General features: G+C 41.8%; 4 protein-coding genes. All 4 read left to right on the top strand.

Annotated features, from left to right (window positions below; all coding sequences use genetic code 11):
* The first annotated feature begins 64 nt into the window (after positions 1–64).
* The 4 genes from ACJVDH_RS11515 to ACJVDH_RS11500 all read left to right on the top strand — a co-directional run bounded on the left by ACJVDH_RS11515 (position 65) and on the right by ACJVDH_RS11500 (position 17,594).
* The gene (locus ACJVDH_RS11515) at positions 65–850 is read left to right on the top strand and encodes a TIGR02757 family protein (RefSeq protein WP_443943550.1); all 786 of its coding nucleotides are present in this window, start codon (positions 65–67) and stop codon (positions 848–850) included.
* 105 nt (positions 851–955) lie between these two features.
* Positions 956–1,570: a Crp/Fnr family transcriptional regulator gene (locus ACJVDH_RS11510; RefSeq protein WP_443943549.1), complete on the top strand. Its 615-nt coding sequence runs from the start codon at positions 956–958 to the stop codon at positions 1,568–1,570.
* 485 nt (positions 1,571–2,055) lie between these two features.
* A complete protein-coding gene (locus ACJVDH_RS11505) occupies positions 2,056–16,572 on the top strand; it encodes a DUF7507 domain-containing protein (protein WP_443943548.1) in 14,517 nt (4,838 codons plus the stop codon).
* Positions 16,572–17,594, top strand: a complete 1,023-nt coding sequence (locus tag ACJVDH_RS11500; RefSeq protein ID WP_443943547.1) for a PorP/SprF family type IX secretion system membrane protein — start codon at positions 16,572–16,574, stop codon at positions 17,592–17,594. The genes ACJVDH_RS11505 and ACJVDH_RS11500 overlap by 1 nt, the downstream gene beginning before the upstream one ends.
* Positions 17,595–17,606 lie beyond the last annotated feature (12 nt).

Here is a 17,606-nt window from a genome sequence, read left to right as displayed (position 1 = left end):
AAATCATCAGACAAATTAACCTTGCTTGGTTTTTCTGGTGATTTTCTGTTTTAAACCTTTTCTTGTGGACTTTCTGGATTTAAAAAACTTTTTGGATACAAAGGTTGAGCAATTTAACCAGCCGCAGTTTATTGTAAATGATCCCATCTGCATACCGCATAGGTTTACACTAAAAGAAGATATCGAAATTGCAGGTTTTTTTGCCGCAATTCTGGCCTGGGGGCAACGTAAAACCATTATCAATAAATGTACAGAACTTCTAGATAGATTGGATAATGCACCTTTTGATTTTATGCGGAATCATCAGGATCAGGATCTCAAGAAATTATTAGGCTTTAAGCACAGAACTTTTAACGATACCGATTTACTTTATTTTACGGCTTTTTTTAAAAACCATTACCAACTTTATCCAAGTCTGGAAGATGCATTTATACCTAACGAATATAAACTGCAAAAAACGACTACAGTTGATCTTGAAGATGCATTAAATTACTTCCGGGCGTATTTTTTCTCGCTCGAAGATTTTCCGCACCGAACTAAAAAGCATATATCGTCGCCCATGCAAAAATCAACTTGCAAACGGCTTAATATGTTTTTACGTTGGATGGTACGGGTAGATAACAATGGTGTAGATTTTGGAATTTGGAACCGTTTAAAGCCCGCAGATCTGGTATGCCCGTGTGACGTGCATGTGGATCGTGTAGCCCGCGGACTTGGCTTAATCCGGAGAAAACAAACCGACTGGCAAACCGCGCTTGAGCTTACAAACAGTCTTAAATTGTTTGATGAAAAAGATCCAACGAAATACGATTTTGCATTATTCGGTATGGGCGTAGAAAATATTCTTTAATAAAAAGTAAAAAAACTTTATAATTAGAAACAATGTTGGTATAATTACAACACAACTCTGCCTGAAACATTTTTTTGTTTACAATCTATCCCTTATTGTCTTTAAATGATTGCAGTTAACATCTCCGATAAAGATAGATGGAAGAATTACAACAATATTTCTCCATTGATTTCTGTTTTTCAACGTTTCCATCCACTTAATGAAGAGATAGAACGCAGAATTAATGCACATACTTTTCCCATACATTTCAAAAAAAACAAACACATCGTATCTCCTGTAGATCAGAACAAATATTTGTTTTTGATTGTAAAAGGTGCTGTCAGAGGATTTATTAAAGATGGGAAAAATGAAATTACCACTTGGATATGTACTGAAAATGAAGTGATAGGTACCATCAGAAATTTGTGGTTAGAAGGAGATTCTGAAGAATACCTGCAAGCGCTTGAAGATGTTGAATTGATTGCCATCCCGCATACACTTTCCGAATTTTTGTATGAAAATTTTTCTGAGGCCAACATTGTAGGTCGCAAGATGATGGAAGAATATTATCGCTCAGCAGAAGAACGCGCATACCTTTGCCGCATTTCGTCTGCCGAAAAAAGATATAAGCGTTTTTTGCTTACTTATCCGGATTTGGTTCACAGAATTTCACTAAAATATATCGCTTCATTCTTGGCTATAAGATTGGAAACTCTGAGTAGGATAAGAAGTAAAATATAACCTAATTTTTCCAGTATCCAGCTACAAACAAGCCCATTTTATTACAAATACTCATTAATCATTTTGGGTTTTTATTTGTAGTTGAAATAATACATGTTTGAAATATGTTGTTGATTTTTGTCAAAAAACAATTTTTGTCAATTTCATTAAAACTGGCATCGTTTTAGATTATTTTCTTTTTTATCTCTGTTTGTAGTATTTAGAGTACGCTTTTTGACAATTAAAAGATATTCTTCATCAAACTTTTGAGGGCTTTTGCGTGTTTGTGCGCATTTGTGGTTCTCTATCAAATACTATACTTTTGCCGCCCTCAAAAATGTTGTTTTTCACTAGTTGTAGTGGATTAAAATGAGGTTTTAGTCGCTTGAAAATCAGTTTGCTGAAACTTTTTAATTCCAGAAATAATAAGGGTCTTATTGACATTTATCGAGTGCCTCATTAACCGGTGGTTCATGGGGTAAGTTGTCAATATTATCCCCAGTTTGATGAAATTATCTTTACAACGGCTTTCAACGGTGTTCAGGTTAAATGTTTTGCATTTAACCGTAGTTGCTTTTACTCTCCTTTCAATATTTGCTCAAAGTGCATTAGCGCAAACGTACAAAACGCATTATATAGCGCCAGCGCCATGGCAATATTTCACTGTTGCCAATGAGTTGGTGGTGAGTACGTCCAGTACAACACCTATTGCTGTTACTGTTAAGAAAAGTAATGGCGATTTAATTACGACGCTAAACAATGTGGTTGCCGGTACACCTGTACGCTACCGTTTTACTGGTGCGGTAACCAGTTTTCCATATTTCACCTTAAATACTGTAATTGATGCTGCAGGTTTAATTGTTACCGCAGATGCGCCAATTAGTGTGAATATCAGAAATGTAGCCTCGGATGCATCTAATGATAATTTCATTAAAGGAAACTCGTCTTTATTTAGTTTTGGTGATGCAGCAGTTGGAAACCAGTTCAGAGTAGGTTACTACCGTGATGGAGAAATCTATACCAGTAACAATCCAAGCTATTCGGCAAGGCAACATGCACCCGTTTACAGTGTGTTGGCAATAGAAAATAATACAGTTGTGAGTGTAAACGGTGTAGCCACTACTACATTGAAAGCTGGACAAAGCTATCTGTTTTACGCACCTATGGGCGCTTTGATTGAAACCTCCGGACCAGCTGTGATGAATACAAATGCCCAGTTTGATGCACCAACGGTTTCTACCGCCTGTTACGATAGTGCGAGTAATCCGGTACCGCCGGTTACTGCTTTGGGCAATGAATATATTGTGGTACGAGGTGCAGGAAATAATATTTCTGAACAAACTACCGTAATCGCATCAGAGGCAAATACATCTGTTACGGTACATAATTTTAATTCAAAAGGAGTATTGCAAAGCAGCAAAACCTATAACCTGATTGCAGCCGGAAGTTTTGTAAGTTTTCCTAACGGGATTGCGGGGGCCGGTAATGTAAATACATCCGAAGGAGATAAGTATTCATCAACACGTATTGTTGCGAATAAAAATGTGGTTGCGTATTCTGGTACGGCAGACGGCTGTGAGGTGGATGTGGCAACACTTGCGCCAATATCATCCTGTGGTGGTTCAAAACGTGTGGAAACGATAAAGTTTCGAGCATTAAATGAAAATACCGACTTAGATTATTTTTCTTATGTAATTCTTCAAGACCCGACTGCACCTGTTTTGTTGACTACAGATAACGGATATACCAACCAGAACATAGAAACGATTAGTGGTGTTGGATTACGCAGGCAAATGGGGTCTACCGGTCAATATCTTATTGATTTTACAAATGCGCAGATCGGAAAACCAAACGTACTGAGTTTAACCAGTACTGCACGTTTGACCGTAAATATGGTGCAACAAGGAACGGGCTTTTCAATGTCTAACTTTATTTCGCCATTTCCGGAGAAAGCATTAAAACCAACATTTACACAAACCGATTGTGCTTCTGCACTTTTGAAAGCAGATCCAACAAGTGTGGCACCATTCCAATGGTACCTAAATGGTGTAGCCATTAGCGGTGCAACTGCTGCAAATTATCAGGCTACTGTATCCGGAACATATACAGTAACTTCGCAGTTAGATTGTGGACAGAGTGCACAATCTTTGCCCATTACAGTTGCGCTTTGTAATATTGATTTAATTGCCAACAAAAAGGTTGATAATGATGCGCCGGCAAAAGGAGGTACAGTTAATTTTACCATTACGGTTACAAATTCTAATGTGGCTTCTGGTAAAGTTACAGGAACAGGAAATGCTATTGGAGTTTCGTTAACCGATGTCTTGCCGAGTGGATTCACTTACATTTCAAATACTGCGTCTGCAGGTACAAGTTACAATTCTGCAAATGGTTTATGGTCTATCGGAAGCATGTCTGCCGGTCAAACGGTAACCTTAAATATTGCCGCAAAAGTTAATGCAAATGGAACCTACACCAATACTGCTGTTGTAACTGGGCCGCAGGAAGATCCAGTTTTGTCTAACAATACGTCTTCAGTAACCGTAAAACCTGTAGACCTCACTTTAACATCTGCGGCGGGTACAGATGATCAGTCGTTATGTGCTGGTGCAACTATAAAGACTATCACCTATTCAATAACGGGTGCGCCATTGGTTAGCGTTACTGGATTGCCTTCAGGTATTACCCAGTCCACATCAGTAGCAAATAATGTTACTACACTAACCATTTCTGGTACATTAACTGCAACTGCTGCGAGTTATACTTACAATGTCACAGCAACTTACATAAATGGACTAACTATTCTAAATGCAGCAGGAAGAATTACGATAAAAGGCGCCACGGCAAATCCTACATTTGCACGCGGTGGAAGTTCTTCGCGTTGCCAGGGATATGGCGTAGAGACCTATAGTGCTACAGCGGCAAACAGTACATCAATTGTGTATAGTATTGATCAACCAACAGCTGGTGTAATCAATGCATCTACCGGAGAAGTGACCTGGTCTTCTTTGTTTAGTGGAACAGCAACTATAAAAGCAACAGCTACTGGTGCATGTGGAACAACAACGGCATCTCATGTTGTTACCGTAACATCTACCGGTACGGTTAGCGGTACATCTCCGGTTTGTTCAGGTACAAATGGAACGTTAACTTTAAGCAATACAACAGCAAATGTAGTTAGATGGGAATTTTCTACGGATAACGGAACAACGTGGACTTCGATTGCGAATACAACAAAAAGTTTAGATTATAACAAGATTGCCGTAACCACAACATATAGAGCAGTAGTTACTGGCGGAAATTGTTCTGCTGCATATTCATCGCCATTTACGGTAATGGTTAATCCTACACCGAATTACAGCGATCAAACCTATTACATTTGCCGTACAGGAAGTTTTACATTTTCTCCGGCTGATGCGGCTAACGGAACAATGTATACCTGGGCGGCGCCAGTTTTGTCGTCAACAAACATTACCGGTTCTACCAGCGGAAGCGCACAGTCTTCGGTTAGTCAGACCTTAACCAATTCGGGTACGGCATTAGAAACGGCAACATATACCGTAACTGCTACTTACGCGGGTTGTGTTGGAGATCCGTTTAAAATTACGGTTTACCTGGTACCGGTTTTATCGGCAAGTGCCAGCGGAACAACCATTTGTTCTTCATCACCGTTTTCGGTAACACCTGTTAGCAATGTAAACAATACCACTTATACCTGGACAGCCGCTTTAAGAAGTGGAACTGCAAGCGGATTTTCAAACCAAACTGTAGCAGTTACAGCACCGATTGTTCAAACATTAATCAATACATCCGGAGCTGATGCAACGGTCAGGTATACGGTTACACCATTGTTTAATGGTTGCACAGGTGCATCATTTACGTTTGATGTACTCGTGAAAACAGCAACCGCGGCACCGACAGCGAATGACCAGACATTTTGCGATGTTGAAAATCCAACTGTTGCAAACCTTACTGCCACTGGCGCTTCATTAAAATGGTACAATTCTGCAACAAACGGTACAGCGCTACTTTCAACAGTTGCTTTAGCAAACAATACCATATATTATGTAAGCCAAACGGTTAGTGGTTGCGAAAGTATTTCCCGCACCGCGGTGTTGGTAACCATTTATTCATCGCCAAAAGGTTTCAACGATTCCAAAACGCTGGATTGTACCGGAGTGATCAATTACAATTTGAAAACGGATAATGTTGACAATACCACAAAAGGTGGTAATGGCGTAGCAGCGAGTTTTACGTGGACAGTTGCCAACAATGCAAATGTAACTGGCGCAGCTAGTGGTAGCGGCAATAATATACAACAAACTCTAATCAACACCAGTAATTCCGCACAAACAGTAATCTATACTGTAACGCCCAAAGCGACGGGTGCAGGTACGTGTGCCGGAAATTCGTTCACGCTTACGGTAACCGTTCCGGTATGTTCTTCTTATACGATAAGCAAAACTGCGGATGTAACATCTGTAAATAAAGCCGGCGATGTGATTAATTATCAAATCGTGTTAACAAATACAGGCAATGCGAACCAAAGCAATTTAGTTGTTAACGATGTTTTACTTGGTGGCGCTTTAAGCAATCCACAAAAAACCGGAAACACAAACAATATCCTGGAAAAAGGAGAGGTTTGGACATATAGCGGAAGTTATATGGTTAGACAGGCAGATTTAGACAACAATGGGCAGCCGGTAGCGCAAAGCGGAAAAATTTCCAATACAGTTACATCTAACTCATCAGAATTACCAGCGCAAAAAACAGCGAGTGCCGATGTAAATGTGTTGACTTCGGCGGCAGTTACTTTGGTGAAAACTGTAAAAGGCGTAGTGCCTTCTGTTGCGGGTGGTGTATTGACTTACAATCTAGTAATCAAAAATACAGGAAGTGTAACACTTACACATCTTACCGTGACGGATAATAATGCAGTTGTAAGCGGATCTCCGGTTGCAACGCTCGCGCCAAATGCAAGTGTTACAATTACGGCTTCTCATACTTTAACACAGAGTGATGTGGATGCAGGAACGTATAGCAATTCTGCAAGTGTAACAGCAAAAAATCCGGCAGGAAACGATGTGAAAGACGTTTCTGGAACTTTAGAATCGAATGATGATCCTACGGTTGTAAACATCGCGGCAGCTCCGTCAGTTACTTTGGTGAAAACAGGCGTATTGAAATCGACAGGTGATGAAATCACATACACGTTCCTGGTGCAAAACACTGGAAATGTAACGTTGAAAAATCTGACTTTAAGCGATAGTAAAATTACCTCCGGATTGGCATTATCGTCCACAAGTTTGGCGCCGGGCGCATCTACATCTGTCAGCGCAACTTATACCATTTCAAGTACAGAAATAAATAGCGGTTCAGTTAGCAATACGGCTGCCGTAATCGGAAAAAATCCGGCCGGTACTGATGTGAAGGATATTTCTGGAACAGCAGCAAATAATGATTTGCCAACGGTAACAAAAACTGGTGTGCTTGCCGTAAGTGATGAAGGTTCTGCCAATGGATATACAGGAAAAACGCAGGTGTTAAATGTTCTGGACAACGATAAACTTAGCGGAAGTCAGGCAACAATAACTAATGTAACCATTGGCCAGGTGTCGACAACAAATGCAAATGTAAATGTTGATCCGGCTACTGGTATTGTAAGTGTATTGCCATTAACCAAGGCAGGTGATTACACGATTAAATATACTATAGAGGATAAAGCCAATCCAGCAAATATCAAGGAAACAACCGTAATTGTACATGTGACTACTGACGCAATCTTAGCCAAAGACGATTCAGGTTCAGCGAATACAATCAAAGGCGGAACAGCGGTTGAAAACGTATTAATCAATGACACTTTCAATGGCGGAACGCAAGCCGATTTAACCAATGTTACCATTACTGCCGGCACCAACGACAGCAACGGAAACGTGGTTTTGGATGAAACAACCGGAAAAGTAACGGTAAAACCGAACACACCAGCGAAAGAATACACGCTGACCTATACGATTACCGATAAACTGGATGCAAGCAAAACATCAACCGCAAACATCAAAGTAAATGTAACTTCTGACGCAATCTTAGCAACCAACGATTCAGGATCATCGAATACCATTCGCGGCGGAACAGCAGTAGAAAACGTATTAAGCAACGATACCTTCAACGGCGGAACACAAGCAGATTTAACCAACGTTACCATCACTGCTGGCACCAACGACAGCAACGGAAACGTAGTATTAGACGAGTCAACCGGAAAAGTAACGGTAAAACCAAACACACCAGCGCAAGAATACACGCTTACGTATACGATTACCGATAAACTGGATGCAAGCAAAACATCAACCGCAACCATCAAAGTAAATGTAACTTCTGATGCTATTGCCGCAACCAACGATTCAGGATCATCGAATACCATTCGCGGCGGAACAGCAGTAGAAAACGTATTAAGCAACGATACCTTCAACGGCGGAACACAAGCAGATTTAACCAACGTGACGATTACTGCCGGAACAAACGACAGCAACGGAAACGTAGTATTAGACGAGTCAACCGGAAAAGTAACGGTAAAACCGAATACACCAGCGAAAGAATACACGCTGACCTATACGATTACGGATAAACTGGATGCAAGCAAAACATCGACTGCAACGATCAAAGTAAACATAACTTCAGATGCAATCTTAGCCAAAGACGATTCAGGTTTAGCAAACACAACCAAAGGTGGAACAGCGGTAGAAAACGTATTAAGCAACGATACCTTCAACGGAGGAACGCAAGCAGATTTAACCAACGTGACCATTACTGTCGGAACAAACGACAGCAACGGAAACGTAGTATTAAACGAGTCAACCGGAAAAGTAACGGTAAAACCAAACACGCCAGCGAAAGAATACACGCTGACCTATACGATTACCGATAAACTGGATGCAAGCAAAACCTCAACTGCGACGATCAAAGTAACTGTAACTTCTGATGCAATCTTAGCCAAAGACGACTCAGGTTCAGCGAATACCATTAAAGGCGGAACAGCGGTTGAAAATATCTTAACCAACGATACCTTCAACGGCGGAACACAAGCAGATTTAACCAACGTTACCATTACTGTCGGCACCAACGACAGCAACGGAAACGTAGTATTAGACGAGACAACCGGAAAAGTAACGGTAAAACCGAATACACCAGCGAAAGAATACACGCTGACCTATACGATTACCGATAAACTGGATGCAAGCAAAACATCGACTGCAACGATCAAAGTAAACATAACTTCAGATGCAATCTTAGCCAAAGACGATTCAGGTTTAGCAAACACAACCAAAGGTGGAACAGCGATAGAAAACATTTTAAGCAACGATACCTTCAACGGCGGCACGCAAGCAGATTTAAACAACGTGACCATTACTGCCGGCACCAACGACAGCAACGGAAACGTAGTATTAGACGAGACAACCGGAAAAGTAACGGTAAAACCAAATACGCCAGCGAAAGAATACACGCTGACCTATACGATTACCGATAAACTGGATGCAAGCAAAACATCAACCGGAACGATCAAAGTTACGGTTGGATCAGACGCAATCTTAGCAACCAACGATTCAGGTTCAGCAAATACCATTAAAGGTGGAACAGCAATTGAAAACATCTTAAGCAACGATACCTTCAACGGCGGAACACAGGCCGATTTAACCAACGTTACGATTACTGCCGGAACAAACGACAGCAACGGAAACGTAGTATTAGACGAAACAACCGGAAAAGTAACGGTAAAACCAAATACGCCAGCGAAAGAATACACGCTGACCTATACGATTACCGATAAACTGGATGCAAGCAAAACATCAACCGGAACGATTAAAGTTACGGTTGGATCAGACGCTATTGCCGCAACCAACGATTCAGGTTTAGCAAACACAACCAAAGGCGGAACAGCGGTAGAAAACGTATTAAACAACGATACCTTCAACGGTGGAACGCAAGCAGATTTAACCAACGTGACCATTACTGCCGGCACCAACGACAGCAACGGAAACGTAGTGTTAGACGTTGCTACCGGAAAAGTAACGGTAAAACCGAACACACCAGCGAAAGAATACACGCTTACGTATACGATTACCGATAAACTGGATGCAAGCAAAACCTCAACTGCGACGATCAAAGTTACGGTTGGATCAGATGCGATTGCCGCAACAAACGATTCAGGTTCAGTAAATACCATCAAAGGCGGAACAGCAGTTGAAAACATCTTAACCAACGATACCTTCAACGGTGGAACACAGGCAGATTTAACCAATGTTACCATCACTGCCGGCTCAAACGACAGCAACGGAAACGTAGTGTTAGACGTTGCTACCGGAAAAGTAACGGTAAAACCGAACACACCAGCGAAAGAATACACGCTGACCTATACGATTACGGATAAACTGGATGCAAGCAAAACATCAACCGCAACCATTAAAGTTACTGTTGGATCAGATGCAATCTTAGCCAAAGACGATTCAGGTTCAGCAAATACCATTAAAGGTGGAACAGCAATTGAAAACATCTTAAGCAACGATACCTTCAACGGTGGAACACAGGCCGATTTAACCAATGTGACCATTACAGCCGGCACAAACGACAGCAACGGAAATGTAGTATTAGATGTTGCAACCGGAAAAGTAACGGTAAAACCAAACACACCAGCGCAAGAATACACGCTTACGTATACGATTACGGATAAACTGGATGCAAGCAAAACCTCGACTGCAACGATCAAAGTTACGGTTGGATCAGACGCAATCTTAGCAACCAACGATTCCGGCTCAGCAAATACTATCAAAGGCGGAACCGCGGTAGAAAACGTATTAAGTAACGATACCTTCAACGGCGGAACGCAAGCCGATTTAACCAATGTTACCATTACTGCCGGCACAAACGACAGCAACGGAAACGTGGTTTTGGATGAAACAACCGGAAAAGTAACGGTAAAACCGAACACACCAGCGCAAGAATACACGCTTACGTATACGATTACCGATAAACTGGATGCAAGCAAAACATCAACCGCAACCATCAAAGTAAATGTAACTTCTGATGCTATTGCCGCAACCAACGATTCAGGATCATCGAATACCATTCGCGGCGGAACAGCAGTAGAAAACGTATTAAGCAACGATACCTTCAACGGCGGAACACAGGCAGATTTAACCAACGTTACCATCACTGCTGGCACCAACGACAGCAACGGAAACGTAGTATTAGACGAGTCAACCGGAAAAGTAACGGTAAAACCAAACACACCAGCGCAAGAATACACGCTGACCTATACGATTACCGATAAACTGGATGCAAGCAAGACCTCAACCGCAACCATTAAAGTTACTGTTGGATCAGATGCAATCTTAGCCAAAGACGATTCAGGTTCAGCAAATACCATTAAAGGTGGAACAGCAATTGAAAACATCTTAAGCAACGATACCTTCAACGGTGGAACACAGGCCGATTTAACCAATGTGACCATTACAGCCGGCACAAACGACAGCAACGGAAATGTAGTATTAGATGTTGCAACCGGAAAAGTAACGGTAAAACCAAACACGCCAGCGAAAGAATACACGCTGACCTATACGATTACCGATAAACTGGATGCAAGCAAAACATCGACTGCAACAATCAAAGTAAACGTAACTTCAGATGCAATCTTCGCAACCAACGATTCGGGTTCAGCAAATACCATCAAAGGTGGAACAGCGATAGAAAACATTTTAAGCAACGATACCTTCAACGGCGGAACACAAGCCGATTTAACCAACGTGATTATTACTGCCGGAACCAACGACAGCAACGGAAACGTAGTATTAGACGAGACAACCGGAAAAGTAACGGTAAAACCAAATACGCCAGCGAAAGAATACACTCTTACGTATACGATTACCGATAAACTGGATGCAAGCAAAACATCGACTGCAACAATCAAAGTAAACGTAACTTCAGATGCAATCTTAGCCAAAGACGATTCAGGTCTAGCAAACACAACCAAAGGCGGAACAGCGGTAGAAAACGTATTAAGCAACGATACCTTCAATGGCGGAACACAAGCCGATTTAACCAACGTGAAAATTACTGACGGCACAAACGACAGCAACGGAAATGTAGTGTTGGACGAGTCAACCGGAAAAGTAACGGTAAAACCAAACACACCAGCGCAAGAATACACGCTTAGTTATACCATTACCGATAAACTGGATGCAAGCAAAACCTCAACCGCGACGATCAAAGTTACGGTTGGATCAGATGCGATTGCCGCAACAAACGATTCAGGTTCAGCGAATACAATCAAAGGCGGAACAGCGGTAGAAAACGTATTAAGCAACGATACCTTCAACGGCGGAACACAAGCAGATTTAACCAACGTGAACATTACTGCCGGCACCAACGACAGCAACGGAAACGTAGTATTAGACGAGACAACCGGAAAAGTAACGGTAAAACCAAATACGCCAGCGAAAGAATACACGCTGACCTATACGATTACCGATAAACTGGATGCAAGCAAATCATCGACTGCAACGATCAAAGTAAACGTAACTTCAGATGCAATCTTAGCAACCAACGATTCAGGTTCAGCGAACACAATTAAAGGTGGAACAGCGATAGAAAACATTTTAAGCAATGATACCTTCAACGGCGGAACACAAGCAGATTTAACCAACGTTACGATTACTGCCGGCACAAACGACAGCAACGGAAACGTAGTATTAGACGAGTCAACCGGAAAAGTAACGGTAAAACCAAACACACCAGCGCAAGAGTACACGCTGACCTATACGATTACCGATAAACTGGATGCAAGCAAAACATCAACCGCAACCATTAAAGTTACTGTTGGATCAGATGCAATCTTAGCCAAAGACGATTCAGGTTCAGCAAATACCATTAAAGGTGGAACAGCAATTGAGAACATCTTAAGCAACGATACCTTCAACGGTGGAACACAGGCCGATTTAACCAATGTGACCATTACAGCCGGCACAAACGACAGCAACGGAAATGTAGTATTAGATGTTGCAACCGGAAAAGTAACGGTAAAACCAAACACGCCAGCGAAAGAATACACGCTGACCTATACGATTACCGATAAACTGGATGCAAGCAAAACATCGACTGCAACGATCAAAGTAAACGTAACTTCTGATGCAATTTTAGCAGTGGAAGATAATGGCGTTGTTGACGGTTTTAGTGGTGGCGTCGCAATTGCAAATGTGCTTGCAAATGATATGTACAACGGCGGTTCTGGGGCGACGATCAACACCGTGAAAATCGAACAGTTGTCCACTTCAAATAATAACCTTTCAATTGATATCGCCACTGGCGAAGTAAAAGTAATGCCAGGGACACTTCCGGGCGTGTATGTGTTGGAGTATAAAATCACGGATCAGTTAGATCCTTCAAAATCTTCTACAGCAACAGTAACGGTAACGGTACCAAACTGGAAAGTTGATTTAAGTGTAACAAAATCTTCAAGTGTAACCAGCGTAGAGCCAAACGGCAATATCGGTTATACCATCAAAATTAAGAATAACGGACCAGCAACCGTACTTGCTGGTAAAGCAATTGTATTGGTAGAAAATCTTCCGGCGGGATTAGAAAATGTTACCTATTCGGCCGTCGGAGGAACGTATGATGCATCTGCAGCAACCTTTACACCAACAGCAGATTTCAAAAATGGCGAGGAGCTTAGTCTTTCCATCAATGGTAAAATTTCGGCTTCTTACAATGGAACAAGCATTACCAATCAGGTTTCTATTCGCCCTGCATCCGGAACAGAAGACCCTGAGTCGTCAAATGATCAATCTGCCGTAAGCACATCGATACTTAAAGGCAACATAGATTTAGTTAAAACCGCAACGTTAAGTGCAGATGGAAACAGCATACAATACACGTTTATTATGCGCAACAATGGCGATGTTCCATTAAACCAAATTGTTTTAACAGATGCTAAATTGGCATTAAACAAAACCTTCGATTTAAACCTGGGCGTTGGTTCAACCTTCACATTCAACCAAAGTTATGTCATTTCACAAAGTGAAAAAGATGCAGGTTCAGTAACAAATTCGGCGTCGATAACCGCAAAAACTCCTGTTGGAAATACGGTGAACGATATCTCCGGTACAGCTCCAGGGAATGATCTTCCAACGGTAGTTTCGGTTGCCGGAAAATCATCTTTAACCTTTACAAAATCAGTTCTCAGTAAAGGAACAAAAGCTGGCGAAACCATAACTTATCGCATTACGGTTACCAATACCGGAACTTTAACCTTGAGCGATTTAGAAATTTCGGATGCTGGTGCAGATGCAGGAAGCATGTCGCCGGCGCGTATTGCAAGCCTTGCACCGGGAAAAAGTACAGATGTAAATGCTACGCATACTTTAACGCAGAGCGATTTGGATCTTGGCAATTTCAGCAACCAGGCCAGTATTGTCGCGAAAGATGCGAAAGGAGTTGTGATTAATCAGTTGTCTGATAATCCAATTACCAGCACACCAAACGATGCAACAGTAACAACGCTTACTCAAAATCCGGCTTTTACATTTACTAAGAAATCGGTAAATACAGTAACCAAAGCTGGAGATGTTATTTCGTACGAATTGATTTTTACGAACACCGGAAACGTAACTTTGTCTAACATCAGCGTAACAGATGGCAATGCCGATGTGGGAAGTATATTGCCTGCTGCAATTGCTACAGTTGCACCTGGTAATTCGGTTAAGATTACGGCAAAGCACACGGTAACTCAAGAGGATGCAAATGAAGGATTGGTAACCAACCAAGCAACAGCTTCAGCGCAAGATCCAAAAGCGTCTACGTTGACTAAGGTATCTGATAATCCGGCAACTGCCGAAATGGGCGATCCAACGGTTATCGCAATTGTTGCAAATCCTTCGTTAACATTCACAAAACAGGTAACCAATCCACAAGGCGTAGTAAATGTAATTAAGTATACGCTTAAAGTAACGAATACCGGAAACGTAACGCTAACCGATATCGTGATTTCGGATCCGGGTGCAGATGCAGGCAGTATCTTACCATCGCTAATTGCCAGACTTGAACCTTTACAAAGTGTAAATATCACTGCACAGCATACACTAAAACAAATAGAAATAGACTTTGGCAAGTTCATTAACCAAGCCAGTCTGACCGCACATTACGGAGGCGTAAATTCAATATCTAAAGTCTCTGACAACCCATTAACACTGGCTGTTGATGATGCAACAGAATTTGATATTGTGGAGGCACCGGGTTTAACATTAGTTAAAACGGGTGTATTAAGTGCCGATGGAAATTCAGTAACGTATACATTCCTGGCGAAAAATACCGGAAATGTTACACTTTCTGCGCTGAACCTTAGCGATGTTAAAATCTCTTCGGTGATAAGCTTCAACACTGCTACAGTTGCACCGGGCGCAACCGCAACTGCAACTGCAGTTTATAATCTGACTCAAACAGAAAAGAACGCGGGTTCTGTGCGCAATACGGCAACAATTACGGCAACAGCGCCATCGGGTACAAAAGTTTCTGATGTTTCCGGAACAGCCGAAGATAATGATGACCCAACGGTGTTGGAATTGAGCAAATTGGTGAGTACAAAAACAGTAACCGATGCAAATGCAAATGGATTTGCAGAAACCGGCGAAGAATTAACTTATACCATTACCGTCAAAAATATTGGCTCGGTAAGTAGAACCGGCGTAAATGTTTCAGATCCAGTTCCTGCAAATACCAGTTATGTTACTGGAACAGCAAATCAAAGTGCAGAATGGACAGGAACGACTCTAAACTGGAAAAACCTGACCATCCCGGCACATGGAGAACTGGCGCTTACGTTTAAAGTTAAGGTTGATGCAGTGTTGCCATCAGGCATGTTAAAAATCAGTAATGTGGCTACCGTGGTTGATCCTGCAAATGCTACTATGCCAATTTATCCATCGGTAAATATTCCGACAGAAGGAAAACTGGAAGGAAGCAAATCATTTGCAGATGCGAAAGGAAATAATGATGGAAAAGCACAGGCAAATGAAATTTTGACGTATGCGCTAACCGTAAAAAATACAGGCGGAACAGCAATACGTGGAGTGGTTGTAACTGATGAATTGCCTTCTGGATTGACCTATGTTTCAGGAACAGTAACGGGTTATGGAACCGTAACCGGAAATACCTTAACCTGGACATTGAACATGCAGCCGAACTCAAGCACGGTGCTTACGTTCGACGCCAGAGTTGCGGCAGATGTGTCTGCTTATCCAAACATTACCAATGTAGCGGTAATGAAAGGTCCAAATGGATTTAGTGTTGCGCCAAATGCAGTCGCGGTGATTGATCAGTCCGCAGATCTGGATATTACCAAAGAATTGCTTACGCAAGGCCAGGTTAAAACCGGCGAATATGTGTCGTATAAAATTTCGGTTAGAAATAAAGGGGGCAATACGGCAACGGGTGTAAAAGTTACCGATAGAATTGCAATGTTGATTGATCAGCCAAAAGATATTTCGGCTTCACAGGGATTGTCCGATTTCAACACCGTTACACGTGATTTTGTATGGACGGTAGGAAAACTGGAGAACGGACAAACGGCCACTATGACTTTCAAATCGCGCACACTTGCTGCTGGTGATTTGGAAAACTCGGCTTCTGTAACGGCAGATCAGCCAGATCCGATTCGTGGGAACAATCAGATGTCGGCACGTACAACCACTATTGTAGGCGATGAATTGCTGATCCCGAACCTATTTACGCCAAATGGTGACGGACGGAATGATCAGTTTGAAATCCGTGGATTATCTGCTTTTGCAGAAAACGAACTGACCATTGTGAACCGTTGGGGCAATGAAGTATTCCGCGCAAAAGGTTACCAGAACAATTGGTCTGGCGAAGGTTTAAACGAAGGAACTTATTATTATTTGTTGCGCGTTAAAAAAGCCGGCTCTTCTGAATGGACTGTATTCAAAGGTTACATAACATTAATCCGCGCATTTAAAAATTAATGCAGCAGAGCAGGGAAGGCAGAAATAGGTTTTCCGTTTTTAGAAATATGATGATGAAAAAAATTAGTATACCTGTCATTTTTATGCTGATGTTTTTTGCGAAGGCAAAAGCGCAGCAAGATGCCCAGTATAGCCAGTATATGTTTAACGGTATATATATTAATCCGGCCTATGCAGGCTACAAAGAAGTATTAAATGTGCATGGATTTTACCGTAGCCAGTGGACAGGAATTACCGGGGCGCCAAAAAGTATGTCGCTTGCAATTGATGCAATTGCAAACAACGGCAATGTAGGTTTAGCACTTCAGGTTTCCAGTGATAAACTTGGCGCGCAGACCAATCTGGCAGCTTATGGAAATTACGCCTATCGCATTGCGATGAATGATGATGGAAGTTCCCGGCTTGCATTAGGATTAGGAATCGGAATGGTACAATTGGGAATAGACGGCTCTATGCTGAATACAAACGATGCAGAGCTAAACCAACCTGTAGGTATACAAAGTACAATTGTACCAGATGCACGTGCCGGAGTATATTTTGCTAACGATCGTTTTTATGCAGGTTTTTCTGTAGACAATCTGATTGCGCAATATGTTGATATCGATCGATATGCATTTATCCCACAGCCTAAACCACATTATTATCTCACCGCGGGTACGTTAATTCCATTGTCTTATGATTTTCAGCTCAAGCCATCATTTTTACTAAAAGACGATAGGGGCGGGCCCACAAGTTTGGATATCAATACTTTTTTGATTATAAAAGACGTTTTATGGGTTGGCGGTTCTTACCGTACAGGAGTGAAATTGTACGACAAGAGTTATCTGCAAACAGACCTGACGCCGAGAAATTCGGCAGTAGCGGCGGTTCAGATTTTTGCTTCAGAAAAATTACGTATTGGTTATGCGTATGACTTTTCAATCGGGCCTTTACAAAGCTATAGTGGTGGTTCTCATGAGTTGTCTATTGCGTTTTCATTTATCAAACCCAATATCCGACTGGCAACTCCGCGGGTTTTTTAATCCGAAATAATA

The sequence above is a fragment of the Pedobacter terrestris genome, assembly GCF_052343045.1.
Classification (GTDB): Bacteria; Bacteroidota; Bacteroidia; order Sphingobacteriales; family Sphingobacteriaceae; genus Pedobacter.
This window is presented reverse-complemented; position numbering and strand designations above follow the sequence as displayed.

What these genes read in the sequence shown, in the direction of transcription:
- ACJVDH_RS11510 (WP_443943549.1), top strand. Translation starts at nt 956, where the DNA reads ATGATTGCAGTTAACATCTCCGATAAAGATAGATGGAAGAATTACAAC.
- ACJVDH_RS11505 (WP_443943548.1), top strand. Translation starts at nt 2,056, where the DNA reads ATGAAATTATCTTTACAACGGCTTTCAACGGTGTTCAGGTTAAATGTT.
- ACJVDH_RS11500 (WP_443943547.1), top strand. Translation starts at nt 16,572, where the DNA reads ATGCAGCAGAGCAGGGAAGGCAGAAATAGGTTTTCCGTTTTTAGAAAT.